Annotated in this window: 30 protein-coding genes; 16 read left to right on the top strand and 14 right to left on the bottom strand. The window is 66.2% G+C overall.

The window, feature by feature from the left end; all coding sequences use genetic code 11:
• Positions 1–3: 3 nt before the first annotated feature.
• Both BH93_RS01830 and BH93_RS01825 read left to right on the top strand, forming a co-directional pair.
• Positions 4–606: a DinB family protein gene (locus BH93_RS01830; protein WP_037175127.1), complete on the top strand. Its 603-nt coding sequence runs from the start codon at positions 4–6 to the stop codon at positions 604–606.
• 341 nt (positions 607–947) lie between these two features.
• A complete protein-coding gene (locus BH93_RS01825) occupies positions 948–2,294 on the top strand; it encodes an HNH endonuclease signature motif containing protein (RefSeq protein WP_080739112.1) in 1,347 nt (448 codons plus the stop codon).
• A 61-nt stretch (positions 2,295–2,355) separates the two neighbouring features.
• On the opposite strand, the gene BH93_RS01820 is transcribed toward BH93_RS01825, so the two are convergent.
• Positions 2,356–2,955 carry a hypothetical protein gene (locus BH93_RS01820; protein ID WP_155291020.1) on the bottom strand — a complete coding sequence of 200 codons (600 nt, stop codon included), beginning with the start codon at positions 2,953–2,955 and terminating at the stop codon, positions 2,356–2,358.
• A gap of 127 nt (positions 2,956–3,082) precedes the next feature.
• Between BH93_RS01820 and BH93_RS01815 the strand changes: the two genes are divergently transcribed.
• Together BH93_RS01815 and BH93_RS01810 are read left to right on the top strand one after the other, a co-directional pair.
• Positions 3,083–3,766, top strand: coding sequence for a response regulator transcription factor (locus BH93_RS01815; protein ID WP_080739113.1), 684 nt, complete (start codon positions 3,083–3,085; stop codon positions 3,764–3,766).
• A complete protein-coding gene (locus BH93_RS01810; protein WP_242459093.1) occupies positions 3,763–5,217 on the top strand; it encodes a sensor histidine kinase in 1,455 nt (484 codons plus the stop codon). The genes BH93_RS01815 and BH93_RS01810 overlap by 4 nt, the downstream gene beginning before the upstream one ends.
• Here BH93_RS01810 and BH93_RS01805 read toward each other — a convergent pair whose 3' ends face one another.
• Together BH93_RS01805 and BH93_RS01800 are read right to left on the bottom strand one after the other, a co-directional pair.
• The gene (locus tag BH93_RS01805) at positions 5,218–5,703 is read right to left on the bottom strand and encodes a GNAT family N-acetyltransferase (protein WP_037174821.1); all 486 of its coding nucleotides are present in this window, start codon (positions 5,701–5,703) and stop codon (positions 5,218–5,220) included.
• 9 nt (positions 5,704–5,712) lie between these two features.
• The gene (locus tag BH93_RS01800; protein WP_037152791.1) at positions 5,713–6,453 is read right to left on the bottom strand and encodes a lysophospholipid acyltransferase family protein; all 741 of its coding nucleotides are present in this window, start codon (positions 6,451–6,453) and stop codon (positions 5,713–5,715) included.
• Positions 6,454–6,554: 101 nt separating this feature from the next.
• On the opposite strand from BH93_RS01800, the gene BH93_RS01795 reads away from it, so the two are divergent.
• Positions 6,555–7,433, top strand: a complete 879-nt coding sequence (locus BH93_RS01795; RefSeq protein WP_037174822.1) for a hypothetical protein — start codon at positions 6,555–6,557, stop codon at positions 7,431–7,433.
• 44 nt (positions 7,434–7,477) lie between these two features.
• Here the strand turns inward: BH93_RS01795 and serS are convergent, their stop codons facing one another.
• Both serS and BH93_RS01785 read right to left on the bottom strand, forming a co-directional pair.
• Positions 7,478–8,731, bottom strand: coding sequence for a serine--tRNA ligase (serS, locus tag BH93_RS01790; protein WP_032405417.1), 1,254 nt, complete (start codon positions 8,729–8,731; stop codon positions 7,478–7,480).
• Between the two features lie 11 nt (positions 8,732–8,742).
• Positions 8,743–9,135, bottom strand: a complete 393-nt coding sequence (locus BH93_RS01785) for an ankyrin repeat domain-containing protein (RefSeq protein WP_037174823.1) — start codon at positions 9,133–9,135, stop codon at positions 8,743–8,745.
• A 24-nt stretch (positions 9,136–9,159) separates the two neighbouring features.
• Between BH93_RS01785 and BH93_RS01780 the strand changes: the two genes are divergently transcribed.
• Both BH93_RS01780 and BH93_RS01775 read left to right on the top strand, forming a co-directional pair.
• Entirely contained in the window at positions 9,160–10,251 is a 1,092-nt protein-coding gene (locus tag BH93_RS01780) for a septum formation family protein (RefSeq protein ID WP_037175130.1), read from the top strand.
• 13 nt (positions 10,252–10,264) lie between these two features.
• Positions 10,265–10,597 carry a metallopeptidase family protein gene (locus BH93_RS01775; protein WP_080734486.1) on the top strand — a complete coding sequence of 111 codons (333 nt, stop codon included), beginning with the start codon at positions 10,265–10,267 and terminating at the stop codon, positions 10,595–10,597.
• A gap of 152 nt (positions 10,598–10,749) precedes the next feature.
• On the opposite strand, the gene BH93_RS01770 is transcribed toward BH93_RS01775, so the two are convergent.
• The gene (locus BH93_RS01770) at positions 10,750–11,547 is read right to left on the bottom strand and encodes a CbtA family protein (RefSeq protein WP_037174824.1); all 798 of its coding nucleotides are present in this window, start codon (positions 11,545–11,547) and stop codon (positions 10,750–10,752) included.
• Positions 11,538–11,732, bottom strand: a complete 195-nt coding sequence (locus tag BH93_RS01765; protein ID WP_037175133.1) for a CbtB domain-containing protein — start codon at positions 11,730–11,732, stop codon at positions 11,538–11,540. The genes BH93_RS01770 and BH93_RS01765 overlap by 10 nt, the downstream gene beginning before the upstream one ends.
• Before the next feature lie 282 nt (positions 11,733–12,014).
• Here BH93_RS01765 and BH93_RS01760 point away from each other — a divergent pair, with 282 nt between their 5' ends.
• The 4 genes from BH93_RS01760 (at position 12,015) to BH93_RS01745 (ending at position 15,063) form a co-directional block, all read left to right on the top strand.
• Positions 12,015–12,581: a histidine phosphatase family protein gene (locus tag BH93_RS01760; protein WP_037174825.1), complete on the top strand. Its 567-nt coding sequence runs from the start codon at positions 12,015–12,017 to the stop codon at positions 12,579–12,581.
• An 87-nt stretch (positions 12,582–12,668) separates the two neighbouring features.
• Positions 12,669–12,980 (top strand): PE family protein, encoded by a 312-nt coding sequence (locus BH93_RS01755; protein WP_032381057.1) that lies wholly within the window; start codon positions 12,669–12,671, stop codon positions 12,978–12,980.
• Between the two features lie 83 nt (positions 12,981–13,063).
• Positions 13,064–14,242: a PPE domain-containing protein gene (locus BH93_RS01750; protein ID WP_052065257.1), complete on the top strand. Its 1,179-nt coding sequence runs from the start codon at positions 13,064–13,066 to the stop codon at positions 14,240–14,242.
• Positions 14,239–15,063, top strand: a complete 825-nt coding sequence (locus BH93_RS01745; RefSeq protein ID WP_037174826.1) for an ESX secretion-associated protein EspG — start codon at positions 14,239–14,241, stop codon at positions 15,061–15,063. Before BH93_RS01750 ends, BH93_RS01745 begins: the two co-directional genes overlap by 4 nt.
• A 37-nt stretch (positions 15,064–15,100) precedes the next feature.
• On the opposite strand, the gene BH93_RS01740 is transcribed toward BH93_RS01745, so the two are convergent.
• Genes BH93_RS01740 through BH93_RS01730 form a run of 3 tightly spaced genes read right to left on the bottom strand, consistent with a single transcriptional unit; the run spans position 15,101 to position 17,427 of the window.
• On the bottom strand, positions 15,101–15,766 hold the full coding sequence (locus BH93_RS01740; RefSeq protein ID WP_037174828.1) for a histidine phosphatase family protein: 666 nt from the start codon (positions 15,764–15,766) through the stop codon (positions 15,101–15,103).
• Entirely contained in the window at positions 15,763–16,695 is a 933-nt protein-coding gene (gene pheA / locus BH93_RS01735; RefSeq protein ID WP_037174829.1) for a prephenate dehydratase, read from the bottom strand. Before pheA ends, BH93_RS01740 begins: the two co-directional genes overlap by 4 nt.
• Positions 16,696–16,704: 9 nt before the next feature.
• Positions 16,705–17,427: a hypothetical protein gene (locus BH93_RS01730; protein WP_037174830.1), complete on the bottom strand. Its 723-nt coding sequence runs from the start codon at positions 17,425–17,427 to the stop codon at positions 16,705–16,707.
• Positions 17,428–17,544: 117 nt separating this feature from the next.
• On the opposite strand from BH93_RS01730, the gene BH93_RS01725 reads away from it, so the two are divergent.
• The 5 genes from BH93_RS01725 to BH93_RS01705 all read left to right on the top strand — a co-directional run bounded on the left by BH93_RS01725 (position 17,545) and on the right by BH93_RS01705 (position 22,342).
• On the top strand, positions 17,545–18,315 hold the full coding sequence (locus BH93_RS01725; RefSeq protein WP_037174832.1) for a DUF2470 domain-containing protein: 771 nt from the start codon (positions 17,545–17,547) through the stop codon (positions 18,313–18,315).
• Positions 18,316–18,348: 33 nt separating this feature from the next.
• Positions 18,349–19,158: a CPBP family intramembrane glutamic endopeptidase gene (locus BH93_RS01720; protein WP_032401438.1), complete on the top strand. Its 810-nt coding sequence runs from the start codon at positions 18,349–18,351 to the stop codon at positions 19,156–19,158.
• Positions 19,159–19,689: 531 nt separating this feature from the next.
• Positions 19,690–21,054, top strand: coding sequence for an LCP family protein (locus tag BH93_RS01715; protein ID WP_371832081.1), 1,365 nt, complete (start codon positions 19,690–19,692; stop codon positions 21,052–21,054).
• 61 nt (positions 21,055–21,115) lie between these two features.
• A complete protein-coding gene (locus BH93_RS01710) occupies positions 21,116–21,676 on the top strand; it encodes a ferritin (RefSeq protein ID WP_037152396.1) in 561 nt (186 codons plus the stop codon).
• A gap of 111 nt (positions 21,677–21,787) precedes the next feature.
• Positions 21,788–22,342 carry a ferritin gene (locus BH93_RS01705; protein WP_032381166.1) on the top strand — a complete coding sequence of 185 codons (555 nt, stop codon included), beginning with the start codon at positions 21,788–21,790 and terminating at the stop codon, positions 22,340–22,342.
• Between the two features lie 121 nt (positions 22,343–22,463).
• On the opposite strand, the gene BH93_RS01700 is transcribed toward BH93_RS01705, so the two are convergent.
• From BH93_RS01700 to BH93_RS01685, 4 genes are read right to left on the bottom strand one after another with little or no spacing between them, the layout of a single operon-like run.
• Entirely contained in the window at positions 22,464–23,375 is a 912-nt protein-coding gene (locus tag BH93_RS01700; RefSeq protein ID WP_037174834.1) for a DUF5926 family protein, read from the bottom strand.
• A gap of 10 nt (positions 23,376–23,385) precedes the next feature.
• Positions 23,386–24,159 carry a glycerophosphodiester phosphodiesterase gene (locus BH93_RS01695; RefSeq protein WP_037174835.1) on the bottom strand — a complete coding sequence of 258 codons (774 nt, stop codon included), beginning with the start codon at positions 24,157–24,159 and terminating at the stop codon, positions 23,386–23,388.
• Positions 24,156–25,196, bottom strand: a complete 1,041-nt coding sequence (locus BH93_RS01690; protein WP_037174836.1) for a DUF4328 domain-containing protein — start codon at positions 25,194–25,196, stop codon at positions 24,156–24,158. Before BH93_RS01690 ends, BH93_RS01695 begins: the two co-directional genes overlap by 4 nt.
• On the bottom strand, positions 25,197–25,547 hold the full coding sequence (locus BH93_RS01685; protein WP_032381046.1) for a rhodanese-like domain-containing protein: 351 nt from the start codon (positions 25,545–25,547) through the stop codon (positions 25,197–25,199).
• Positions 25,548–25,577: the final 30 nt, after the last annotated feature.

The raw sequence follows: 25,577 nt of genomic DNA, 5'->3' as shown, positions 1-25,577 counted from the left end.
CCGATGAAAGACGATCTGCACCAGTACCTTCGCATCGCACGCCAGAACATGGTGTGGAAACTCGACGGCCTGACCGAATACCAGAAGCGTCGGCCGATGACGGCGACCGGAACGAATCTCTTGGGTCTCGTCAAGCACCTGGCGATCGTCGAGTACGGCTACTTCGGCCTCACGTTCGGTCGCGAGTTCCCACCTCGTTTCGCGGAACTGGAGGCATCGGCCACGGCCCGGCTCAACGCCGACATGTGGGCCACTGCCGATGAGTCGTCCGAATCCATAGTCGCCTTGTACCGCGAGGCCTGGACGTATGCCGACAAGACCATCGATTCACACGACCTGGACACAGTCGGACGCGTCCTGCACTGGCCGGTGGAGAAGCAAGAAGTCACGTTGCATCGCGTGCTGGTGCATATGTGTATCGAAACGAATCGACATGCCGGGCACGCAGACATACTGCGCGAATTGATCGACAACTCCGTTGGACTGCGCCTCGGCAACGAGAACATGACCGACGGCGATGCAGCGTGGTGGGCGCAATACCGATCCGAGCTGGAAACAGTTGCGCGAGCAGCTGATCCAAGCTCTTCCGACGATATGACGGATTGACCTACGAGTTCGTTCCAGACGGAGACTCCCATGAATTCCAGTCGTACCGAAGAATCTATGCGGACATCTTTTGCCGACGACTCCCCGGCTACGGATTGGCGGTTTGTGATGCAGCAGAGTCCGAGATCTGGAGCAGACCGTTCGATGACGCAAGCTTCAGCGATCGACCGCCGAAAGCGTGTGGGTAAGCCGCAAGGGCGATAGATCGCACGTGTACGACTGCGTGGCGGGTTGATACCACGGGCCACCGACAAGTTTGATCTCACGAATCCTTATGCAAGACAATAGTTTTCGATTGCACTATGGTTGTCAATCGAACGCACGTTCGATACACTTACCCCATGACCACAGAGATCTGGCAACTGAGCGAGGCCGAACTCCTCGCCGACGCTGCTGATGTCTCCCACCAAATCCAATTGCTCGAAGCCCGACGTATCTCCCTCGTCGCCGAAATCGACACCCGCGTGAGCCGCGAGAAACTCGGATTCCCCGGCCCCGCCGGCTGGCTCACCTCCACCACCCTGCTCACCCCCAGCAAAGCCACCAAGATCGTCGCCCTCGCCCGCGGACTGAAGAACTTCCCCGATATCGCCGACGCCGTGAACACCGGCGTCATGTCCGTCGACCATGCCGCCCTGATCCTCGACTTCGCCGAAACACCACCGAAGAACCTTCCCCAAGAGGGTCGCGATATCGCCCGCGCCGCCATGATCAAAGCTGCGACCGGACCCGGCGCACGCACCGACCGCATCCGCGAAGCCATCACCAAACTGAAGGACACCTACGGTGGCAACAAGCCACCACCCGAGGACACCGACCGCAACGAACTCTTCGCCTCGAAAACCCTGAACGGGCGGCTGGTGCTCAAGGCAGACTTCGATGCCATCACCGGAGAAAAACTGCTCACCGCCCTCTCACCCCTGACCGAACCCCACACCGCCGCCGACGGCACCCAAGACGAACGCAGCCCCGCCAAACGCAGAGCCGACGCATTCGGACACATCCTCGACCGCTACCTCGCCTCCAGCAACCGACCCACCGAAGGCGGCGAAAAACCGCACCTCAACCTGCACATCAGCCTCCGCGATCTCACCGACCTCCGGAGCACCATGAACGCCGACAGCGACTCTGACTCTGACTCTGACTCTGACTCTGACTACGAGAATGGCAGCACCGCAACCGAATCCGACAACGACAGCCGGCCAGCCACCGCCGATCGCGGCGCGTATCGCGACTTGTTCGGTGACGGCACCACCGTCGGATGGCTCCCCTGGATGGGACCACTCTCCCGCAATACGTCCCGGCAACTGGCCTGCGACTGCCTCCTCACCGCCATCGTGATGGACGAGAACGGTTCCCCGATCAACCTTGCCCGCACCGCCCGCACCGTCAACGCCAAACAGAAACGCGCCCTCACCGCCCGCGACCACGGCTGCGCCTTCCCCGGCTGCGGCAAACCCGCCGCCTGGACCGAAGGCCACCACATCTGGCACTGGACCGACGGTGGACCCACCGACATGAACAATCTCGTCTTGCTCTGCGGATTCCACCACCGACTCCTCCACCACAGTGACTGGGAAGTGTTCATCGCCGCCGACAACCACCCCTGGTTCATCCCACCCGCCACCGTCGACCCCTACCGACAACCCCGACAATCCCACGCCCGAGCCGGCCCCCACATCACATAACCACCGACAACAAGACCAGCCCCGCACCGAGAACACGGTGCGGGGCTGGAGGAGGTTGAGCTCAGGAACCCGAGGGAGCGGCCGGCGGTGCGGGAGGAGTCGCACCATCAGCGGGAGCTGCCGGCGGTGCGGGAGGAGTCGCACCATCACCTTCGGCGGGCGGAGCAGGCGGCGTCGCACCGTCTTCCGGTGCACACACAGCACCACCCGGGCCACCTGCGCCCGGTCCACCCTTACCCGGACCGCCCTCAGCTGGGCCACCCTTGCCCGGACCACCAGCGGGCGGAGCAGGAGGAGTTGCACCGTCACCCGGGGCCGGCGGTGTTGCACCGTCAGCCGGTGCGGGGGCCGTCGAACCGTCGGTGGACTCCGGGGCTGCCGGCACCTCGGATGCATCCGACCCGCCACCACCGTCGGTTCGCTGTCCGAGGGCGGACGACGACGCCACCGTGGACACGCCAGGCGAGACGTCGGGGCCGGTGGCTGCGAACACTGCCGCCGTCACCAGGGCTCCGACGGCGAGACCCGCTGCTGCGGTCGCGGCCAGCGGTACGCGTCCCTTCCACCGCTTCGGCTTGTTCGCCCGAGCTGTGTCGGCCTCGGTACTCGGTGCGGGCTCGGGGTTCGATGCGGCGGGAATCGGCTGAGTCTGATCGTTCACGTTCACTCCTTGTTCGGACTGTCTCGTTCGTTTCGTTCTGTCACCGACATTGCCGCCGCTAGCTGAAGTCACCCTGAAGCCGGGCGCATCTTCAGGATCACTTCAGCTCGTGGGTGACAATCGAGGCATGACATACAGTTCCGCTCCCCGGGTGATGGTGGTGGAGGACTCGCTGCCCATCCGGGAAGCGCTGGTGGCCGCGTTCGAGGACGCGGGCTTCACTGCCGCTTCCCTGCCCGACGGGGACGATTTCGACACCACGATGGCAGGGTTCCGGCCCGATGTGGTGATTCTCGACGTCATGCTGCCCGGTGCGCGAGACGGTTTCGCTCTCATCGACGTGGTCCGGCAGAGCACCGACGCGGGCATCATCATGGTCACCGCGAAGGACCAACTGGCCGACCGACTGCGCGGACTGAGTGACGGTGCCGACGACTATGTGGTCAAGCCATTTCAGCTCGACGAGGTGGTTGCCCGCGCGAAATCCGTGTTGCGCCGCCGCGGTCGGTCGTCCGACGCAGTCCAAGTCGGCGATCTACTGGTCGACGAGCCTGCCGGAGTTGTGACTCGGGCGGGTCACGTTCTCGATCTGACGGCGACAGAGCTTCGCTTGGCCACGTTCTTGGTCGCGCAGCGCGGACGCACGGTCTCCAAAACGTCCATCCTCGAATCGGTTTGGGGCTACGGCGCGTACGACGGCAACCTGGTGGAAGTTCACATCAGTGCGTTGCGTCGCAAGATGGAAGCCCATGGACCGCGGTTGATCCATACCGTCCGGGGCCTCGGTTATGCATTGCGGGCTCCGCAGTGAAACGCACGCCGACCCCCTCGCTGCGAATGCGGGTGGTCGCCACCGTCGTCGTGTTGTTCGCGGTGTTGCTGGTGATCGTCGGCTCGTCGGTGGATGTGGTTCTCGGTCAACAGCTTCGGCGAGACTTGGAAGCACGGTTGTCGGACAGGTCAACCCGTGCCGTCGAGCTCGTGGAGAGCGGCGTCGGATCCGAGGATCTGGTGCAGGCCCTTCAGGGTGACGCCATCAGAGTTCGCGTCACCACTGCGGACGGCACGGTGTACGGGGCTCCCGGCGGCGAGCCTCCCGCGCAGGGCGATCGGCCCGCGGCACCCAACCCTCCGTCCGGCCCGTCGAATGCTCCCACTCCCCCGGGACCGCCCGATCCGCCTGCCCCACCGTCGGATTCGCTGGAGATCACGAAACCCCTGCCCGATGGCTCGACACTGTCGCTCCTCGGTGATACCACCGCGATCGCCGACGTTCGGCGTCAACTCCGGATCCTGATGCTGGGGGCGGGAGCCGTCACGCTGCTGCTGGCCGCCGCTGCTTTGACCTTTGCCGTGCGACGAGCACTGTCCCCGCTGGACTCGATGACGTCTGTGGCACGCCGAATCACCAACGGCGACAGAGGTAGACGGCTACTTCCCACCAAACCGAACACCGACCTCGGCCGTACGGCATCGGCCGTGGACGAGATGCTCGACGCCCTCGAGGACGCCGAACGACGCGAGGCCTCGGCCGCACGCACAGCCAAGCTCGCCGAGGAGGACATGCGCCGGTTCTTGGCCGATGCCGCACACGAGCTGCGCACACCGGTCGCCGGCATCTCGGCGTTGGCGCAGTCGCTGCAGCGCGATGCCGAGCAACGCCCCGATCGAGTCGCACGCTGGAGCGAGTTGCTGGTCGGCGAATCCGCCAGAGCATCGCGTCTTGTATCCGACATGCTCGATTCCGTTCGCGCAGAGAATACTTCGGACCTCGAGCTGACAGATTCCGACCTCGCAGACCTCACCCGCCGCACGGTGGAGAGAGCAGCTCTGCTCACCCCACACATTGGGTTCGATATCGATGCGACGCAACCGGTTCCGGTTCGGGTGGACGTAGGCCGCATCGAGCAGATTCTGTCCAACGTGCTCGACAACGCCAGTCGTTTCACGCCCAGAGGCGGCAGTATCATTGTCGCCGTGAATTCAGTGGGCAACGAGGCTGTCGTCACCGTCGACGACGAAGGGCCCGGTGTCCCAGAAGCAGACCGTGAGCGCATCTTCGAGCGGCTCGTCAGGCTGAACTCCGCACGCGATCGCTCCTCCGGCGGCGTCGGGCTCGGGCTCTCGATCGCACGGACGCTCGCTCGCGCACACAACGGTGAACTGGTCTGTGCCGCAGGGCCTACGGGCGCGAGATTTCGCCTGTCACTTCCTGGCCTCACGGGTCGTTCCGCGGGCTCCACTCCGGCGAGCGGCCGATAGCTACTCGACGATCAGGTCCATCAGCAGACTGTCGTGCCAGCCATCGGGACCCTTCTCGTATTTGCGCATGATCCCGACCGGCTCGAAACCGACTGCGCTGTAACACGCAATCGCTATCGCATTGTTGGCAGCCGGATCGATCACCAGGCGGTGGTGTCCCAGATCGACTGTCAGGTAGCGCACCAGCGTCCCCACGGCATCCTTTCCGACGCCACCGCCGTGCACTGCCGGATCCAAGAAGATGTCGATCGACGCATGCCGATACATCGGGTCGGTCTCCTCGCCGTACTGAATCAATCCGACTGGCGCACCATCCAATTCGACAACCATGCGGTTCTCTTCAGGGTTGTCGAACGGCCAGTTCTCGTCGGCGTCCTCGTCGCCCCACCGCCGGTACACCTCGGGGGTGTGCAGAATTCGGCGTAGCTCCGACACATCCTCGGCGGCGACGGGCCGTAGCACGACCCGTTCACCGCTGAGGTTCATCGCACAGTTCTACTCGGCGCGCTTGGCCGCACGTGCCGCCAGGTCCTGGGCGTCGAGCTTGTCGGCTTCCTCCAGGGTCGGGGCACTACCGCCGAGTCGGGCCGGCACCCAATACGCGCCGGGCTCGTGGTGGTAGTTCTCCTGCAGCTCGAGCAGCATCTTCTGCATCACCGCGCGTAGCTTGTCGGTCAGTTCGTTCGGCGGTCCGACCGGCGCAATCGGCTCACCGACGGCAATGGAGATCGGAGTGTTGGTGCGGCCCAATCGCTTCGGGTAGCCCTTGGTCCACACGCGCTGCGCGCCCCAGATGACCGTCGGGATGATGGGGACTCCGGCTTCGATGGCCATGCGCGCTGCACCGGACTTGAATTCCTTGATCTCGAAGCTTCGGCTGATGGTGGCTTCGGGATACACGCCCACGAGTTCGCCGTTGCGCAGACTTTCCACCGCCGACTTGTAGGACTCGGCACCTGCCCCACGATCGACGGGGATGTGCCGCAGCGCACGCATGATGGGGCCGGAGATCTTGTTGTCGAAGACTTCCTTCTTGGCCATGAAGCGGATGTAGCGCTTCACTCGCCGCGGTGGCAGTCCGGCGTAGGTGAAGTCCATGTATCCGGTGTGGTTGACGGCGATGACCGCGCCACCGGTAGCAGGGATGTGTTCCTCGCCCTCGACCTCGAACTTCAGGCCCTCGAACGCGAACACGGTGCGAGCGATGCCGATGACTGATCGGTAGACGGGTTCCACAGTCGGTTAGCGTAGTCGGTGGACGGGGCCGGAGAAAGGTGCGGCAGAGTGCGGTCGGGTCGTGCGCAGTTCGGTAGAAGAGCTATGGGGGAGACAAACACGTGAAGAACAGAGCGGCACGACCGCGGCGCAGCCGAGTCGGCCGAACCGCGCTGCCGCTGATCGCGACGATCGCACTGGTCGGTGCCTGCGATTCCGCGGTCGGGATCCCGTCCGATCAGGCCGCCTCGCCGAGCAACACAGTCGAGTCCACAGCCGACGAGTCGACCACCCAGGAATCGCCGTCGACCACAGCCACCACCCCGATGCCCCCGCGCATCCCACCGGGGCCACCCGTCGGCGAAGCGCCCGGAAATCCCGCGGCCGCGGCGGCCCTGCGGCCGTTCGTCAACGATCTCACGGGCGGCGGCATAGGTGTCGTGACGGCAAAGTGCTGGACCGTCCCGCCCACCGACATCCCGACTATGTATGTCGACACCGGTGCCATCCTCGCTGCTGTGGCTGCTCCCGCCGTCGACGGTCAGTATGCGGTGACGTGGACCGGGCCCACTGCGACGGTCGCCATCAAGCGCAGCGAGATCACGTCCGGCTACGCCTGCCCTACCGTCTACCCCACCGGCACCGCCCCTGTGTTCGACGCGGCAGACGCGGCGTATTCCGTCGATCGCTATCTGGGCCGCATCGCCGGCATTCCGGTCAACCGGGACGACGTGGAGGAGCGCTATCCACTCGTGTGCGAGAGTCGCGGCACGTGGGATCCGAACGGCACCGGGTCACCTACTGCCCCACCTCTGGCCCAGAACCCGGCGATTCTGCCGAGCATCACCTCGTTCGATCCCGACAGCGTGTTCGTCACGGCTCAGAACGGCATCTACACACAGGTCAATGCCGACATCATCGATGCCTCGGGGGCGTACCAGAACCGGACGTTCGTACTGACCGTCGGCGGCGAGGGCTACTGCATCGGCGACATCGCCTAAGCCTGCACTACTACCGCCGGAGTGGAGCCTGCGGAACGACCCAACTAGCGCAGTACGTCGGTCCCGACGAAGGGCACGAGGGCTTCCGGGACCCGGACGGTGCCGTCGGCCTGCTGGTGGTTCTCCAGGATTGCCACGATCCACCGCGTGGTGGCGAGGGTGCCGTTGAGGGTCGCGGCGATCTGAGGCTTGCCGTTCTCGTCGCGGTATCGAACGCCGAGGCGTCGGGCCTGGAAGGTCGTGCAGTTCGAGGTCGAGGTCAGCTCGCGGTATGCCTTCTGGGTGGGAACCCATGCTTCGCAGTCGAATTTGCGCGCGGCCGATGAGCCGAGGTCTCCGCCTGCGGTGTCGATGACGCGGTACGGCAACTCGACCGCGGCGAGCATTTCCTTCTCGTACTCCAGAAGCTTCTGGTGCTCGGCCGCCGCGTCCTCGGGCTTGATGTACGAGAACATCTCGATCTTGTCGAACTGGTGGACGCGAATGATGCCGCGGGTGTCCTTGCCGTAGCTGCCCGCTTCACGGCGGAAGCACGACGACCAGCCGGCGTAGCGCTTGGGGCCGTCGGCGAGGTCGATGATCTCACCCGAGTGGTAGCCCGCGAGAGCAACTTCGGAGGTTCCGACGAGGTAGAGATCGTCGGCTTCGAGGCGGTAGATCTCGTCGGCGTGTGCACCGAGGAAACCGGTTCCCGACATGATCTCCGGCCGCACGAGCACCGGCGGGATCATCATGGTGAACCCGTTCTTGACGGCCTTCTGCGCGGCGAGCTGCAGCAGACCCTGCTGCAGCAACGCGCCGTAGCCGGTCATGAAGTAGAAGCGTGAGCCCGAGACCTTTGCTCCGCGTTCCATGTCGATCAAGTTGAGCGACTCACCGAGCTCGAGGTGGTCCTTGGGCTCGAAATCGAACTCCGGGATGTCGCCGACCGTCTCGAGCAGTACGAAGTCGTCTTCGCCGCCTGCGGGTGTGCCGTCCTGAACGATGTTGGAGATCGCCCGGTGTGCCGTGTCGAGAGCTGCGTCGGCCTCGGCCTCGGCGGCCTGCGCGGCCTTGACCTTGGCGGCCAGTTCCGACGCCCCGGCGAGCAGAGCGGGACGATCCTCGGCCGATGCCTTTCCGACCTTCTTGCCCAATGCCTTCTGCTCGGCGCGCAGCTGATCTCCGGCGAGCACGGCGGCCCGGCGGGACGCGTCGGCATCGAGAAGCGCGTCGACGAGGGCGGGGTCCTCGCCTCTGGTGCGCTGCGAGGCGCGTACGGCGTCAGGATTTTCGCGAAGGAATTTCAGGTCGATCACGAGAGGGAACCTTACTTGCCGAGCAACCCCAGGTAGTCCTCGCGTCCGAACATCGTGGCGGCATCGATGGCCGACGGGTGACCCCCGCGCGGATCGGCTCCTCCGTCGACGAGAACTCGCACCACGTCGTCCTCGCCTTTGAAGACCGCACCCGCGAGTGGGGTCTGCCCCTTGTCATTGGGCTTGTTCACGTCGGCACCGCGCTCGACCAGCACGCGCACCGCATCGGCATGCCCGTGATACGCGGCAAGCATGACCAACGTGTCCCCGGACTCGTTGTGGAGATTCACCGGAACGCCCGCGTCCACATAGCTCGCCAGACCGGCCGCATCGCCGGTGCGCGCCATCGTGAACAGTCGGCCGGCCAGCTCGCTGAGGTCGTCGTCACCTGTCGGGTCGCTCATGAGGACCGAACATACTCGGGCATGATGGAGGCGATGTCCGCGAACGAAACAGACCCCCCAGAGAGCCGGAATCGGCGAACTCTCTCCGCAACCACCGCCCGACGTGGGCTCGCCATGGTTGCGGTCGGTGCAGTGCTGGCCGCGGGTGCGACGGCGTTCCTCTCCGACGGGTTCTCTGCACCCGAGAAGATCACCACCCACTCGGCAGCGAGCGGTCCGGTGACCGACGGACCCGTATCGGCATCCTCGTTCGGTGCAGCCGACCCCGGTACGTGCCTGCAATGGACGCCCACCGACGATCCGGAGACCGACCGACAGGATCTCGCCGAAGTGTCGTGCGCCGATCCTCATCGCTTCGAGGTCGCTCGCGACATCGACATGAGCGTCTACCCCGGCGTCGAGTTCGGTCCCGGCTCGCAGTATCCCGGATCCATCCGGTTCGGCCAGCTGCGTGACGAACACTGCACGGCCGCCGTCGACGACTACGTCGGTGCAAAGTTCGATCCCAACGGACTCTTCGGCGTCGGGCTGATGTTCCCCAGCCAGGCCGGGTGGGCCAAGGGCGAGCGGACCCTGCGCTGCGGGGTGCAGATGCCGTCGAACACCGGAGCTCTGCTGGAGATGACCGGTTCGATCCTCGAGCAGGACCAGTCCAAGGTATGGCCGACGGGCACGTGCATCGGTATCAATCAGAACGTGCCCGCAGATCCGGTGGACTGCTCGGCACCGCACGCCTTCGAGGTCGCCTCGGTGATCAACCTGACGCAGCAGTTCCCCGGCGGGCACCCGTCGGAGGGCGACCAGGACGCGTATCTGGAGGGCACCTGCACCGACGCCGTCAACGGCTATCTCGGCTCGGACACGGCACTACGCGACAAGACGCTGACCCTGTTCTGGGACACCATCGACGTCGCGAGCTGGCTCGCCGGTAGCCGTCAGGTGACGTGTTCGGTGGGCAAGGAACTCGATTCCGGCGGCTTCGCGACCATCGTCGGCAGTGCCAAGGGCGACATTCTCATCAACGGTGCAGCGCCTGTCCCACCGCCATCGGCTCCCGACGGCCGCGCGCTGCCCACTCCGCTGCCCGGTGCTGCTCCGATCACCACCGGAGGCTGACATCCCCACCCAGATGACCCGCGTCGACTTCGAGGAAGCCGTGTCCGACGCCCTCGACACCCTGCCGCGCGAGCTCACCGACTTCATGAACAACGTGGTCGTTCTCGTCGAGGAGGAACACCCCACCGAGGACATCCTGGGGCTGTACGAGGGCATCGCACTCACCGAGCGTTACGAGTACAGCGGACACTTGCCGGACGTCATCACGATCTACCGCAAGCCGATCCTCGAGATGGTCGACGACGAAACCGAGGCACGACGCGAAATCGCCATCACCGTGGCCCACGAAATCGGACATCACTTCGGCATCGACGACGAGCGCCTGCATCAACTCGGATTCGGCTGAGCACACTCGCTCATCCCGACCGCACTCACCTCGCTCGCATACCCCCGGAACGCACCCCCCAGCACCCCCAGGTTGGGATGAATGTGGGTTTCAGTCACTCAGATGGCCTGAATGGCGCATTCATCCCAACCGGGGGGCGAAGGGGACGCTGGCTACGCCGCAACTGCCTCTCGGCGAACAGGTCGAACTGCGCGATCGGTGAGGAACGCGAAGCCCAATCCCAGGGCCAGCCACAGGGTTGCCTGCATGGCCAGTGACGACAGTCGGAATTCCCACAGCAGAGTTGCCGGGAAGTCCGCGCCCACCTCGTTGATTTCGGGCAACAGTGCGTACCCGATGCCGACGATCACCAGGAACGCCACGATCGGTGCGCCGACGCGGACTGCCACCGAATGCTGCGATGCCACGACCTTCGCCACATAGATTCCGACTCCGACGGCCAGCAGACCGAGGATCACCGATGCCAGCCACAGCCACGTGCGCTGGGTGATGGTGTCCGGATCTCCGACGGCCGGCGGATTGGCCGGGTACTTGAGGAAGGGCACCGCTTCGATGGCCAACCACCCGGCACCGGCTCCGACGAGCGCGAGGATCGAGCCCGGGAGGGAGCTGAAGCGTCGGGCATAGTGCAGTGCCGACGCGAAGATCGCGCCCAATGCCAGGCCGGCGAGTCCGGTGGCGAGGAACAGTCCGACGCGTTGCCCGTCGCGACTGACGAGCGGATCCTCGTCGCCGTGCGAGTGCGCGGCCGTCGTGTCGGAGTCGGCGTGCTGAGCCTCGCCTGCTGCTTCCTCGATGGAGATGGCCGAGTCGATGTGCGGTTCGCCGACGACGAAGGCGACGGCTCCGGCGAGCAGACCCGCGACGAGTCCGGCGAGCAGCCCTCGCACCAACAGCTGAACGAACGTTCCCTGCAGCGGCGGGCGATGGGTGGTGTCGGTCAGTGGCATGGCAGACCCAGCAGGTGGCGGCCGTCGTGCATCAGTTCGTGCACGTACATGCCACTGCGGGAGATCGCGCCCTGATCGAAGCCGACCAGGTAGAGCACGACGAAAGCGAGCAGGATCGTCGCGGCGACGATGACGGCGAGGGCCGCCGACTCCGTCGTATTACTGGGGGAATGAGTGATTGCCATGGTGTCCTCCTGGGATATGCGTCCCGTAGTCCCTTCCGAAAAGAAGAGACGGCCATGCGAAGTACGAGTTTTCTGGCTCTCGAATTCGGACATATGCCCGACGTCGATCACAGTGGCGCAACCGTTCCGGATTTTCACCGGATTACCTGCGTACATCGCGTCTAACCTGCGAACTGTGGCACCGAACACGACGCTGTGTCAATCGCTGTCCTGACCGACCGCGGCTCGATGCCAGAGTGACAACTGCACCACAATGACATCTGGCTGCGCCACAATGACACGGTGCCTGCGCCCGTGACCCGACTGATATTGGTGAGCCACGCCAGAACCGCCGCGATGCGCACCGGCCGATTCCCCGGCGACGAGCCGCTGGACGACTCGGGAGTGCGAGACCTTGCTGCGGTGACCGACATTCCCCGAGCCGATCGCGTCCTGTCCGGACCGGAATCTCGATCGATGGCCACGGCGCAGATCTTCGGCACCGACATCTCGGTCGAACCCGCGTTGGCCGACATCGCCTACGGCCGGTGGTCCGGACTCGAGATGACCGATCTGCCCGACGCCGACGCGATGGCCTGGCTCAGCGATGCGGCGTTCATGCCGCCGGGCGGTGAGTCTCTGGTCGCGTTGTTCTCTCGCGTGCAGACGTGGCTCGACGATGTCGGTTCGACGCCCGGTCGCACGCTGGCGGTGACCTCCCCCGCTGTGATTCGGGCCGTGGTGGTGCTGGCGTTGGAGGCTCCGGTTCGGTCGTTCTGGCGGGTCGACGTGTCGCCACTGAGCCGCACATCCGTCAGTCGTCGTGGCGGCTCGTGGACGATCGGTTCGGTGGCCGAGAAGTCGATCTGAGTATTTCTCGCCTCGATGGAACCAAACCGAGCACGGTGGCGTCCTACCTACCGACAGTGGAAGTTCTTCGATCGGGGGGCGTGGCTCATGACCGTCATCAAGGTGGATCCGGTGGCACTGCAGCTCGCTGCGTCGGAGCTCGATGCGGTCGCCGCCAGGTTGCAGGCCGCCGTCACCGCGACGGCGATCCCCGTGCGGCCCCTGCCGCCCGGCACCGACGAGGTTTCTCTACTCACCGAACGATTCTTCGGCACCGCGGCCGATACCTTCGGACCTGCTGCAGCACAGGGCATTTCAGAGCTACACCGCGCCGCCGAGGAACTACGAAAGCAGGCCGCGGACTACGTGGCCACCGACGACGACACAGCGGGTGGCCTACCCGGTTTACCCGGCATCTGACGCTCGCACCGAACGCGACTGCACCACAACTCGACCGCACCACAAGAAACGATGCAGGGCTCGAACATCATGGGGGCTAGAGGATGACGCTCGGAGTGACAGGTGTGGTGTGGCTACCGCGCACGGCAACGGGAAATTCGACCCGACTGCTCGGGCCGGGTCCGGTGCCGTTGCACGTCGCCGGCGGCGCGTGGGGTTCGGTTGCTGCGGCGTTCACGGAGGCGTCGGCGAGTATCGCCGCGGTCACTGCGGCGTTGACCGCCGGGTGGGAGGGCGATTCGGCCCTCCTCGCTCAGGCCGCGCTCGCACGTTTCGCAACGTGGACCGGTGCAACGGCATTGAAAGCGGCCGCGCTGTCGGTCGAGGCTCCCGCCGCCGGGACCACCTATGGCGTGGCGCTCGCGACCATGCCGTCACTGGTGGAAATCGGCGTCGTGCAGGCCGCCAAGGTCACCGCCGCCTCCACGGGCGGCGCGCTGAACGGCAGCTACGAGGCAGCCGAGGTGGCAGACCGGTTGCTCGACATCCGGGCAGCCCTGGTGATGGAGGGATTCGAGCTGGTCAACTCGCACCGCATCGTCAAGACCACCTTCGATCATCCGCCCGCGATCGTGTCCGATTCCGGCAGCGGCCTCGGAAAGTTCGCCAACGCCGTGATGACCTCGCCCGTCCAGGCTGCGATCGGCGGCCTGATGGCGGCAACACAGAACCCCGGAGTGGCCGCGGCCGCCGGACAGATCGGTAGCGCTGCCACCTCCATCGCCAGTACCGGTGTGTCCACCGTGGCCACCGCCGCGTCGACCATCGGGTCGACGGCACTGTCCGGCGGATCCGGGGTCGGCGGCGGTCACGGATTCACGCCCGGCGGTTCGGCGCCTCTCGCGGTCGGCCCGGCCTCCACGCGTCCGGTCTCGTTCGGGGCAGGAGGTGCCGGACTCGGGGGCTTCGGCGGTGTCGGAATGCCCGGGTCTGCGCCGAGTCCTGCCGGTGGCGGTTCGACGCTCTTGGGTCCAGGCCAGAGCGGCCCTGCCAACGCGTTCGGCGCACCCACCGCCGCCGACGGGGGCCTCGCACAGCGTGGGACCGGCACGGCGGGTGCGCCCGCATCGGGCGCACGCGGCCAGGCCGAGGACGACGAACACGAGACCCCGGACTACCTCAAGCAGTTCGAGCACTTCGCCGACGGCCGTACCGTCGCACCGTCCGTCATCGGTGCGGATCCAGCCCTGTTTGTACCCGATACCAGCGGAAACGGCCGTTGATCGACTTGGGAACCGTGCCGGTGGGCCACACACTGCCGAACGCCGCGCTCGGTGTGGACGAGATGGACTTCCTGGTCGACGAGCTGTCCATCGCCGAACTGCCCGTCGTCCTCGACGTGTTTCCGCGCTTCGACGACGCCGCTGCCCGAGATCGCGCCCTCGGTCGTGGCCGAGACGCACTGGACAACGTCGGCCTGATCACCGGCGGCCGAGTTCACGAGGATCTGCAACAGTGGATGCGGGTTCTCGAACAACCGCACTGGTACGTCTCGGCGCGAGTGTTCGACGTCGAGAGCGACGAGCCGGCTCCCACCACCCGGATCTGCGTTGCGTCCGACGACCGGATCACGGTCTCCGCGGTCCGGCGAGAGAACGTCGTCACCATCCGCGTCATTCACGGCGACCCGGCCCGAGATCTCGCTGTGACGATCGGTGCCGATACGCCGTTCGACCCCGGCGTCATCAACGCTCCCACCGCATTGTTGGCCGAGGCCCTCGATGCCGCACCGAGCGATGTCGGAGCAACCGCATCCCGCCTCGGCCGCATCGGAATAGCCAACGACCGCGCGTCGGCCCTGGCATCGGCCATGTCCACGTGCGCCGGCAGAACCGAGATCACGGCTGTGGCGCCCAGACACGGCACCCGGCACGTGGCCGGTAGACCCGTCGCCCTGTTCGATACCCGAGCCGGACGCATCGTCGCCACCTCCACCCTGGCTGCCGACGGCACGTCCTGGAGCTCATTGACCGGGGCGACGGACCGCAAGGTGACGGCGGCACTGACCGAGTTGATCGAGTCGGCTCGGGAATACCGGGTCTGACGAAAACCGGGTCTGACGAAGACAGGGTCTGACAGGCTCAGCTGATCGGGTTGTCGGCCTTCTCGCTGCCCTGGCCCTCGAACGGCGGCAGGAATGTGCCCCACTTACCGCAGGCCCACCCCCCGCCGGGCAGCGGCAACAGTTCCACCGTCTGGGTGTTGTCGAGATGGTTGTCGGCTGCGAACGTGCCGTCGACGCCGGCCAGTACGGCCGCGACCAATCTGATGGCGGCACCGTGGCTCACGACGACGACATCGCCGGCCGTGTCGTCGCCGAGGTACTGCGCGCGCAACGCACCGAGCACCGGCACATAACGCTCCAGCACCGAATGCCCGCTGTCTCCACCCGGCACTGTCGCCGCCAGATCGCCGGTGTGCCAGCGATGGAAGACCTCGGTGAACTCCTTGTGCGCATCGGGGTCGTCTCGGTCTTCGAGATCTCCGGCGTAGGTCTCCTGAATTCCTTCGGTCACCACGAGGGGAACCCCGGTTGCCCGCTCGATGTAGCCGGCAGTTTGCTTCGCGCGCAACGCAATCGAAGACACGAGGACGGCAGGTGGGTGCCCCACCCAGGTCCGGGCATAGCTTTCGGCTTGCTGGTGACCCAGCTCGGTCAACTCGGCTCCGGGCGGAGCGGTATCGAGCTTCTTCGCAACGTTGGCTTTCGTCTGACCGTGCCGCACCAGAATCAGCTTGCCCATCACAGATCACCGCGTCCGGCGCGAATATCTTCGAGCCACTGCACGTGCTCGTCGATCGGCGGCGGCACCGATCCACCCGCTCCCGTTGCGATGGGCCACGATCCGAGGAACCGCAGCGGCATCTTGCGATGGAATGCCGTCAGCGCTTCGGCGACGAGCGGATCCTCGACATGGCCCGCGCAGTCGACGAAGAATCGGTACGTGCCGAATTGCGAACGCGTAGGACGTGATTCGATGAACGTCAGGTCGATGTTGCGAATTCCGAACTCGGCCAACGCCGCAGGCAGGGTGCCCGGGTCGTTGGGTGGCTCGAGCACCACGGCGGTGCGGTCTGCACCGGTGCGGGGAGCAACCGGCCGAGGCGGTGTCACCAGCACGAACCGGGTTCGCGCACCCTCGACGTCGATGATCCCGTCGGCCAACGTCGGCAGCGCCAGGCGCTCACCGGCCAACCGTGTCGAGACCGCTGCGTCGACCATTCCGGCGGCAACATCTTCTGCCGCACCGGCATTCGACGAGGCCGACTGCACTGCCGCGCCGGGTATGGTGGCCTGCAACCACTGTCGCACCTGATTGAGCGCGATGGGGTAGGCGCTGATCGTGCGGGCCGAATCCAGGGTGACGCCGGGGCCCCCGAGAATGGTGAAGGCCACCTCGATCTCGGTCTCGGCGACGATCTGCAACCGGCGACCCTCGGACAACGCGTCGAGGGTCGGCGGTACCGCGCCCTCGATCGAACTTTCGATGGGAACGACGGCCGCGTCGGCGTTACCCGAACGCACGGCCTCGAGTGCCGCGGGCGGGCTCGCTGCCGTCACGCGCTCGACGGCACCGTCCAGACCGACGGCGGCGATGGTTCCGAGCTTTTCGAACTGCGCCAGCGCCATCTCCGTGAACGTTCCGGATGGGCCGAAATAAGCGATGCGAGGCACGCCTCGAGGTTACGTTGTCGACGTCCGCGAAGCGATCAAACCGATCTCGACGAGCCGTGCGCGGGCAGCGACGGCGTCGGCGATCTCGATTCCGAGCAGCACCTCGCGCACCGCCTCCGCGGCCTCGGGGATCAGGGCCCGCAGCGCGGCGACATCGGGGGCGGCCAGAGCTGCGCTGATGTCGTCTCCGCGCAGCGATGCCACCGTCGCAGCGAGGATCGCCAGGACGTCGTCGCCGGTGTCTGCGCGGGCGACCAGGCCGACGTCTGCATGGGAGACCACGGCGAGCACGTCGGCGATGCGTCTCGGGGTGTCGGCGACGCTGATGCCCGGAGTCCGGTGCGCGAAGACGACGGCCTCCGCGGTCTCGGCCACGTCGATGGCGTCGAACACCGGGAAGACGACCAGCGGCGAGGGCAACCGCAGCGCGAGCGCATCGGCGAGATGTTCCGCGGGGGCGTCCACGTCGAATCGGACCACCTCGTATCCGCCGGTTCGACTCGCGCGGAGTTCGTCCGGGTCGATGTCGAGGTGCACCACGATGCGTCCGAGATCGGCCGTGTCCGTCGTCGCGAGCAGAGTCGACGCTCGGACCACGGGCGGGCCGTACTCGGCCCCTCGTGGGGCGGCGTTGAGCTCGTCGGAATCGGAGCAGATCGGCAGCAGCAACCCGTGCACGAGTGCGTTCGGGTCGGGTCGGTGTGGCACACCGAGGGTCAACGGAATCGGCACGCCCTCACCGTAGCCCCGGGATGCTCTTGCGATCCTCGCCACACCGGTATAACTTAGGGACACATTACTTAGGTATGCCTCACCTTCTTGCCCAGCCCGATCGCATCGGAGGAGCCCATGCTCGGCGCAACCACCACCACCGGACCGTCCACTGCCGAACGCGTGCGCAGTGCCTGCATGCGCGCCGAGGGTGCCGCCCTGGCCATCGACGGCAGCGACCCGGTGGTCACGTCCCTTCATCACCTGCGACCCAACGGCGAGATGATCCTGGCCGTCCCCACCGACTCTCTCGACGACGCCGACACCTGGCAATCCTCGCGGACGGGCATTCCTGCCGTCCTCGAACTCACCGATCACGCGCCACTGGCACTGCGCGAACCGGTGCGTTCGCTGGTGTGGCTACGCGGCGATCTGCGTCCGGTCCCGGAATCGCTGATGCGTCCCATGGCGGGAGCCGTGGCCGCAGAACACCCGCACCCGGCCCTGCTCGACGTCGGCCACACCACCTCGCTGATGCGGCTGATCGTGGGCTCGGCAGTGGTCGCGGACAGTACCGGTGCGGAACCCGTCGACGTCGAATCGCTGCTGGCGGCCGAACCCGATCCGTTCTGGGAGATGGAGACGAGCTGGCTCGAGCACCTCGATTCCGACCATCCCGATCTGCTCGCCCAACTGTCCCGACGCCTCCCGCCGTCCCTGCGGCAGGGTCGAATCCGTCCGTTGGGTATCGATCGCTACGGAATTCGGCTGCGCATCGAGAGCGACTGCGGTGACAACGACGTCCGCCTGGGATTTGCCGAGCCCGTCGACGACGTCCTCTCGCTCAGTCGCGCGCTCCGCGTACTCGCCGGTTGCCCGTTTCTGAACGGCCTACGCGCTCGCGGCTGACGCACGTTTCGAGAAACAGGGCAGACTCGTGCGGTGATCGACTTCAAGAGCTGGTTGACGCCACCGCCGCCGGAGCGCACGGCTCCCCTGCCCGACGCTCGCGAGCGCACGACCATCAAAGTCGAGATCGCGATCGTACTGCTGGTGACGTTCGGCCTCAGCGGAATGAGCAGCATCCTCTCGCTCGTCGAGGACGCCCTACAGACCGCGGCGCTGTCCGATCAGACCGTGGCTCTGAACTCGTCGCGGTCGAGCTTCAGCCTGATCGATCTGTTGTTCCAACTGCTCAGCATTCTGCGGTTGTGCGCCTGGGGCGGGCTGGGTCTGTACCTGTTGTGGCGAGCCGACCTGGCACCGCGGGCGATCGGACTGGCCAGACCGCGCCTGAAGATCGACCTCGGTCACGGCGTCGGACTGGCGGCATTGATCGGGCTGCCCGGCCTGGCGCTGTATCTCGTCGGCAATGCTCTCGGCTTCAATCTGAACGTCGTTCCCAGCGCACTCGACGACCACTGGTGGCGCGTGCCGGCCCTGATCCTGTACGCGCTGGCCAACTCCGGTGCCGAGGAGATCATCGTCGTGGCCTACCTGATCTCCCGGCTACGCAGACTCGGGCTCGGTGAAAACAAGTCTCTGCTGTGTTCGGCGCTGCTGCGCGGGAGCTACCACCTCTATCAAGGGGTGGGCGGAGGCGTCGGAAACTTCCTGATGGGGCTGGTCTTCGGCCGCTACTGGCAGCGCACCGGCAGGCTCTGGCCGCTGCTGATCGCGCATGCTCTGATCGATATCGTCGCCTTCGTCGGCTATGCCCTCCTGCGCGAACATCTGTCGTGGCTCCCCTGAATCCAGACCCGATCCAGGCTCGAGGAACCATGGTGTTCCCGCGCCGACAGCTACAGTCGATCCGTGAACGACGACGATCGCTACGGACGGCACGGCGGGCCGGACCGGCGCACGCCGCCTCCCGGTCGGACGCCCCCTCCAGGCCAGGCACCCCCTCCGGGCCAGACACCGCCTCCGGGGCGCACGCCGCCCGACCGATCGATGCCGAGTCGTCACGGCCGACCCGATCCAGCGCCCCAGCCCGGTCCAACAGCTAGGCCCGGTCCAGCACCCCATCCCGGTCCAGCAGCCCAGCCTCGTCGCGCCGAGGGGCAACCCCCGCAGCAGCCACCCCGCCGGCAGCCGCCCGACCAGCAGCGCCCCAACCGGCACGGCCAACAGTCCCCCGGCCAACAACCACCCGGCCAGCGGCCCCTCCGACAGCCGTCCGCCCAGCAGCCGCCGCCCCCTCGCGGGTATCGCCCCGGCCAGCCGCCACCCGAGCGAGGGCCGCGCCAGTACAACCCAGAGCCTCCCCATCGTCAGGGACCGATGTCGCAGCGTCCGGGGTCACCGCCCGAGCGTCCGGCACGCGGCCTCCCCGTCCCACCGGGTCAGGTACCGGAAGGCACCGAGTTCATTCGTCGCGACGGCCGGCCTGTGGCCGGGCCGGCACGCTCGGCCGCGGCGCAGCAGGCGTGGTCGCAGGCGCCGGAACCCGGTTCGGCACAGTCTCGTTCACCCCGGTCCGATACACCCGATACACCCAATTCGACGCGTCAGTACTCACGCTCCGCGGACGAGCAGCAGGGCCGCACCGGGTATGCCCCGCGCCAGCAACCGGAGCCGTTCACCGAGGAGCGCAAGCAACCCGCAGCGCCTGCACAGCGCCGGCCGGAACCCGCTAGACCACAACCGGCTCGACCACAACGAGATTCGCGTCCACCGAAGGCCGCGAAGCCGCGCAAACCCAGACGCTGGGGTCGACGATTCCTGATCGTGCTGCTCGTTCTCGTGCTGGGAATCGGCGGCGTCGTCTACTACGTCGACAGCTCGTTGACGCGAGTCGACGCCCTCACCTCCTACCCTGGTCGCGTCGGAGACACCCCGGGCACCAATTGGCTTCTCGTCGGGTCGGATTCACGGGCAGGCCTCACGCCGGAGCAGGAGGCCACGCTGGCCACCGGCGGCGATGTGGGCCCGAGCCGCACCGACACGATCATCCTGATCCACATTCCCGAGGGCAGCGGGGCGACCACGATGGTCAGCCTGCCTCGCGATTCGTACGTGTCCATTCCGGGCAACGGCGAAGACAAGCTCAACGCGGCCTTCGCATTCGGTGGACCGTCGCTGTTGGTACAGACGGTCGAAGGCGCGACCGGGGTGCACATCGATCACTACGCCGAGATCGGCTTCGGCGGCTTCGCCGGGATAGTCGACGCGGTCGGCGGGGTGAACGTGTGCGTACAGAACGCAATCGACGATCCGTTGGCGGGCATCAACATTCCCGCCGGCTGCCAGGATCTCACCGGGTCCGAGGCGCTCGGGTTCGTACGGTCCCGCGCAACCGCGCTGGCCGATCTCGACCGGATGAACAACCAGCGGGCATTCATGTCCGCACTGCTCGAAAAAGCCACCAGCGCATCGACTTTCCTCAACCCACTGAAGCTGTGGCCGCTGGTGTCCGATACGGCGTCGTCGTTGAGCGTCGACGAGGGAGACCACATCTGGAACCTCGCCGCGCTGGCCTGGGCGATGCGCGGAGGTCCGGTGACCACGACGGTGCCGGTCGGCGGATTCCAGGACTCCGACGTCGGAAACGTGCTGTTGTGGGACGACACCCGCGCACCGGCATTCTTCGACGCCATCGCCCAGGATCGCGAAATTCCACCGGATCTGCTGACCGGCGGGCCCTGAGCCGCCGAATCGGTCGTTCCTGCAGGCTCCACTCCCACCCGAGACCGGTAGGTTATGGACCATGACACTGCCGTCTGCCCAGCCCGCCGTGACGCCCGGTGCGTCGTTCCACGATCTACTGCGTGCTCAGGTGCGGCACGAGTTCACCGCATCGCAGCAGTACGTCGCGATCGCGGTGTGGTTCGACCGAAACGATCTACCGCAGCTGGCCACGCGCTTCTACGCCCAGTCCGCCGAAGAGCGTCGGCACGCCATGATGATGATCCGGTTCCTCATCGACAATCGGCTCGACGTCGACGCGTCGAGCATCGGCGACGTGGTGACGGCGTTCGAGTCGGTGGTCGAGCCGGTGGAATTGGCACTGGCACAGGAGACGACGGTGACCGAGCAGATCACCGCGCTCGCGCGCGCTGCCCGGGCCGAGGGCGACTACATCGGCGAGCAGTTCACCCACTGGTTCCTCACCGAGCAGGTCGAGGAGGTGGCGGCGATGCAGAGTCTGCTCAACATCGTCCGGCGGGCCGAATCCAACCTGTTCGACATCGAGCAGTACGTCGCCCGAGAAATCGGTGGATCGGTGATCCGCGCCACCAATGCCCCGAAAGAGGCCGGGAGCGCGTAGCTTGCGCCCTGCTCAGAGCGGACATTTAGGATCCACTGTATTAGGCTACGTTCGCCTCAATAAGGTTCGACTTGGATGACAATGCCTCTGACCAGGCATATCGTCCTCGTCATGAGCGTAGATATCAAAGAAACCAGCCACACCAAGTTCCATGCACTTCTTCGCGACCAGATTCGCAACGAGTTCAACGCCTCGCAGCAGTACATCGCCACCGCTGTCTACTTCGCGAATGTCGACCTGCCGCAGCTGGCCAAGCACTTCTACGCGCAGTCGGTCGAAGAGCGCAACCACGCGATGATGATCGTGCAGTACTTCCTCGATCGCGACATCACGGTCGAGCTGACCGGCGTCGACGCGTCGAAGTCCGTCTTCACCGATCCTCGTGAGGCCATCGCCCTGGCGCTGGCGCAGGAAGAGACCGTCACCGACCAGATCATCGCGCTGGCGAGCACCGCACGCGAAGAGGGCGACTACCTCGGCGAGCAGTTCATGCAGTGGTTCCTCAAGGAGCAGGTCGAGGAAGTTGCCAGCATGAAGACCCTGCTCAACATCGCAGATCGCGCGGGCCACAACCTGTTCGACCTCGAGCAGTTCGTTGCCCGCGAGATGAACACCAGCGTGGTCGCCGATGCAGGCGCACCCACCGTTGCCGGCGGATCGCTGTAAGTCCCGCCGCAAGTAGCGCGCTCGTACGGGTGGCCGCCCGAACAAGGATTCTTGTTCGGGCGGCCACCCGATGTGCGTTTCCGAGCAATTCGTCTCGACCGCGTATCACGGCCGGGAGCCGTCAGCGCAACGTGACCTGACGACCGCGCAAGCCGTCGCGTGAGCGCAGCTGCGCTGCAGTGAGCGGAGCGTCGACAGCGAGAGCTTCGCTCAGCTTGTCTCCGAATTCCTTTGTGGGCGAAGCCCATTCGGTGGGGTGCATCTCGGGATCGAGATCGAACACCGGCACCAGCAATCCGTGCGTACGGAACGAACCGGCGTAGCGCGATCCCTCGCCCAGGTGCAGATCGCCCGCAGCGTGCAGCCGAGCGAGAGCGAGCATCACATCGTCTTCGCTCTCCGGCCGAACCCAGCGGATGTGCGCCTTGTCGCCCGCATCCACCCACCAGGCCGCGACGACGCCGTCCGCTTCGATCCGTGCCGACGGCATGATCGCTTGATTCGCACGCTCCACAGTTGCGGTCACATCGGCTGCGGGAGTGGCACTTTCGGGAATCCACCAGTTGAAGTCCTGATGGACGGTGATCTCGAGCAGCGCGGACGCGTCGAGCACCTCGGTCAACGCTGGGGTGCTGTCGGTGATCTTCGCGGCTTCGAGCGACTCGCCCGCGGAAGCAGTGGACACCCAGCCGAGTGCGCTACTGATATCTGCTGCAACGTCTTTCGACTGCGTCTGCACCTGCAGGCCGACAAATCCCTCGACGGTGCCCGCGTCTTCGCGCACCAGTGCCGCGACGGCACCGGGCAGCACCGTTGCCACCGTGATGGTGCGACCGTCCACCGTGATCGGCGCGGTGGCCGTTGCCGACGGGACGAACTCACGCAGCGCTACCAGATCGCATTCGGCGGCCAGGCCCTCGAACGGGCGGGTCGACGCCGAGTCGATGCTCGCGCGCTCGGCCTCACGCTGCGCCAGCTTCGCCGCTCGGTTGCTTCCCTGCTTCGGTCCACTGTTTCTTTTGCTCTTACCCACGCCCGAAAACCTACACGTTCTTCGATTCGAGCCAGGCTCGCGTTCGGCCGGGGTGGTTGGTGGCGATCCATCCGACACCGAGTTCGCGGCACAGGTCCACGTCCTCTTTCTCGTCGACGGTCCACACGTAACTGGCCCGGCCCGACGCGGCGGCGCGGTCGATGATGCTCGGGTGCTCCCGCAGCGCACGGATGGACGGACCGACCGCGGTGGCACCGACGGTCGTCGCCGCTCCTCCGCCGAGGTAGTGCGAGCTGTCGCCGAGGAGCACCGTCGGGAGCATCGGGGCAGAGCGCCGTACGCGCCAGACCGCCGACGGCGCGAACGACATGATGACCGCTCGCGAGTGGTCTGCCGATGCGGGCGCACCGATGCCGAACTTGCCCAGCTCCTCGAGTACCGCGCTCTCGATCAGCGAGCCGTAGCGCACGGGGTGCTTGGTTTCGATGAACAGCTTGACCGGCTTGCTGCTCCAGTCCAGCACGAGAGCGATGAGATCGTGCAGGGTCAGGAGTTCGGCGGGTTCGTCGGGTTCGCCGTAGTTCAGCTGCGCAAGTTCGGCGAAATTCATCTCGCTGACGATTCCGGTGCCGTTCGAGGTTCTGTCGACACGACGGTCGTGCACGCACACGATGTGACCGTCCTTGGTCAGCCGTACATCGCACTCGACGCCGTCTGCTCCCTCACGCAGCGCCAGGTCGTACGCCGCAAGAGTGTGTTCCTTCTTGGCCGCCGAGGCACCGCGATGCGCGACGACGAGCGGGCCGCGACGATCGGGACTCACGACGCCGTCACCGCTTCGTGCTCGACGGGCTCTTCCTTCGAGCGCTCGGGACCGTTCGCCTCGATGTCGGTGGCCTTGTTGCCCGTGGCCATGACCCATCGGGTGGGACGCGCCAGGGCCGATCCGCGCAGCGTGCGGCCCTCGAATCGGCGCATCACCGCCAGGGTGAGCACGGCCGAACCCGCAGCTACTGCCGCGACGACCGCCGACAGGAGAACTCCATCGGCCCGGGCCTGCAGGCTGCTTTGCAGATTCCACAGCAGTTGGACGACCACCAGCGCGTTGCTCGCGGCCCAGACACCCCACCAGATGCGCACCAGAAACAGCTCGCGGTGCACGTCGGCCTCGGTGTCACCCCGCAGGCGGGCCAGCTCGGTCAGATACACCCCGGGCATGACGATGCGCACGAGCGGCAGCATCGACAACAGCAGCATCCACCGCACCGATCGCGGATCGGTCGCGCCCGCCGCGGCGAAAGCGAGCCGACGTTGCCGGATCAACCAGCACGACGAGCCGACGAGAGCGAACAGGCCGACGACGAGCGAGCCGACCTGAGCGAAATACACCAACGCGTCGGATACGGCCAGGGTGATCGGCGAGACGAGTCGGGTGCGGTTGTACAGCAGAATTCCGTAGCGAAACACCTCGGCGAACGAGCCGAGAGCCAGCAGCAGCGCGGTGACGACGACGAGCAACTGCGCGTTCGCGGCGTACTGCTCGACGCGTCCCACCGGCCGACTCGCCGCCGGATCGCGCGGGATGTCACGCAAGCCCCAGGTAGGCGTCGAATCGTAGTGCGGCGTCGGCGTCGGGGCTGCGGTTCGAGTCGTGCGAGCGGACGTCGAGCGCGATGTCGCCGGTCGTGCGACCCAGCGGAAGTTTCGCCGGCCCTGCGCAGGTGCTTGGGTCGACACGGGCGAGAGCAGGACGCCGTGGCAGCGGGGGCACCACGTGCCCGGCCGTGCACCGACCGCCCAGCGAGTGCTGCAGCGGGCACAGACCTGGAACGCCTGTGCGCGTCCCCGCGGTGCCGTCATCTAGATGATTCTCGGTTCGTGGGAGTCGTCGTCGCGTTCGATCGGTCGACCTGCGGCCTGCCAGGCGAGCATCCCACCGTCGACGTTGATCGCCTCGAAACCCACTCGGTTCAGGTATTCGACGACGCGGGCCGACCGACCACCGGCTTTGCAGACGACGTAGACCTCGGATTGATTGTCGATCTCACCGGCGCGGGACGGGATGTCACTCATCGGGATGTGCACGGCATCGGGCGCGTGCCCGGCCTGCCACTCCTCGGGTTCACGTACGTCGAGTAGCAGCGCCGTCTCGGGAAACGGCACCGGGAGTCGGTCGACGGTGACGGCGGGCGGCTGCTCGGGGTGAGACACACCTCGATCTTGTCACGGCCTCGCGCGGGG

This window comes from Rhodococcoides fascians A25f, from assembly GCF_000760935.2.
GTDB lineage: Bacteria > Actinomycetota > Actinomycetes > Mycobacteriales > Mycobacteriaceae > Rhodococcoides.
Note: the sequence above shows the minus strand (reverse complement) of the source record. Positions and strands in the feature narration are given on the sequence as shown.

Excerpts from the sequence above, each read along its gene's own strand:
- BH93_RS01750 (WP_052065257.1), top strand. The coding sequence starts at position 13,064 with ATGACGCTCGGAGTGACAGGTGTGGTGTGGCTACCGCGCACGGCAACG.
- BH93_RS01770 (WP_037174824.1), bottom strand. The coding sequence starts at position 11,547 with ATGCCACTGACCGACACCACCCATCGCCCGCCGCTGCAGGGAACGTTC.
- BH93_RS01715 (WP_371832081.1), top strand. The coding sequence starts at position 19,690 with ATGTCGCAGCGTCCGGGGTCACCGCCCGAGCGTCCGGCACGCGGCCTC.
- BH93_RS01755 (WP_032381057.1), top strand. The coding sequence starts at position 12,669 with ATGACCGTCATCAAGGTGGATCCGGTGGCACTGCAGCTCGCTGCGTCG.
- BH93_RS01765 (WP_037175133.1), bottom strand. The coding sequence starts at position 11,732 with ATGGCAATCACTCATTCCCCCAGTAATACGACGGAGTCGGCGGCCCTC.
- BH93_RS01825 (WP_080739112.1), top strand. The coding sequence starts at position 948 with ATGACCACAGAGATCTGGCAACTGAGCGAGGCCGAACTCCTCGCCGAC.
- BH93_RS01690 (WP_037174836.1), bottom strand. The coding sequence starts at position 25,196 with ATGACGGCACCGCGGGGACGCGCACAGGCGTTCCAGGTCTGTGCCCGC.
- BH93_RS01785 (WP_037174823.1), bottom strand. The coding sequence starts at position 9,135 with ATGAGCGACCCGACAGGTGACGACGACCTCAGCGAGCTGGCCGGCCGA.
- BH93_RS01780 (WP_037175130.1), top strand. The coding sequence starts at position 9,160 with ATGGAGGCGATGTCCGCGAACGAAACAGACCCCCCAGAGAGCCGGAAT.
- BH93_RS01705 (WP_032381166.1), top strand. The coding sequence starts at position 21,788 with ATGAGCGTAGATATCAAAGAAACCAGCCACACCAAGTTCCATGCACTT.
- BH93_RS01805 (WP_037174821.1), bottom strand. The coding sequence starts at position 5,703 with ATGAACCTCAGCGGTGAACGGGTCGTGCTACGGCCCGTCGCCGCCGAG.
- BH93_RS01725 (WP_037174832.1), top strand. The coding sequence starts at position 17,545 with ATGCTCGGCGCAACCACCACCACCGGACCGTCCACTGCCGAACGCGTG.
- BH93_RS01830 (WP_037175127.1), top strand. The coding sequence starts at position 4 with ATGAAAGACGATCTGCACCAGTACCTTCGCATCGCACGCCAGAACATG.
- BH93_RS01775 (WP_080734486.1), top strand. The coding sequence starts at position 10,265 with ATGACCCGCGTCGACTTCGAGGAAGCCGTGTCCGACGCCCTCGACACC.
- BH93_RS01815 (WP_080739113.1), top strand. The coding sequence starts at position 3,083 with ATGACATACAGTTCCGCTCCCCGGGTGATGGTGGTGGAGGACTCGCTG.
- BH93_RS01710 (WP_037152396.1), top strand. The coding sequence starts at position 21,116 with ATGACACTGCCGTCTGCCCAGCCCGCCGTGACGCCCGGTGCGTCGTTC.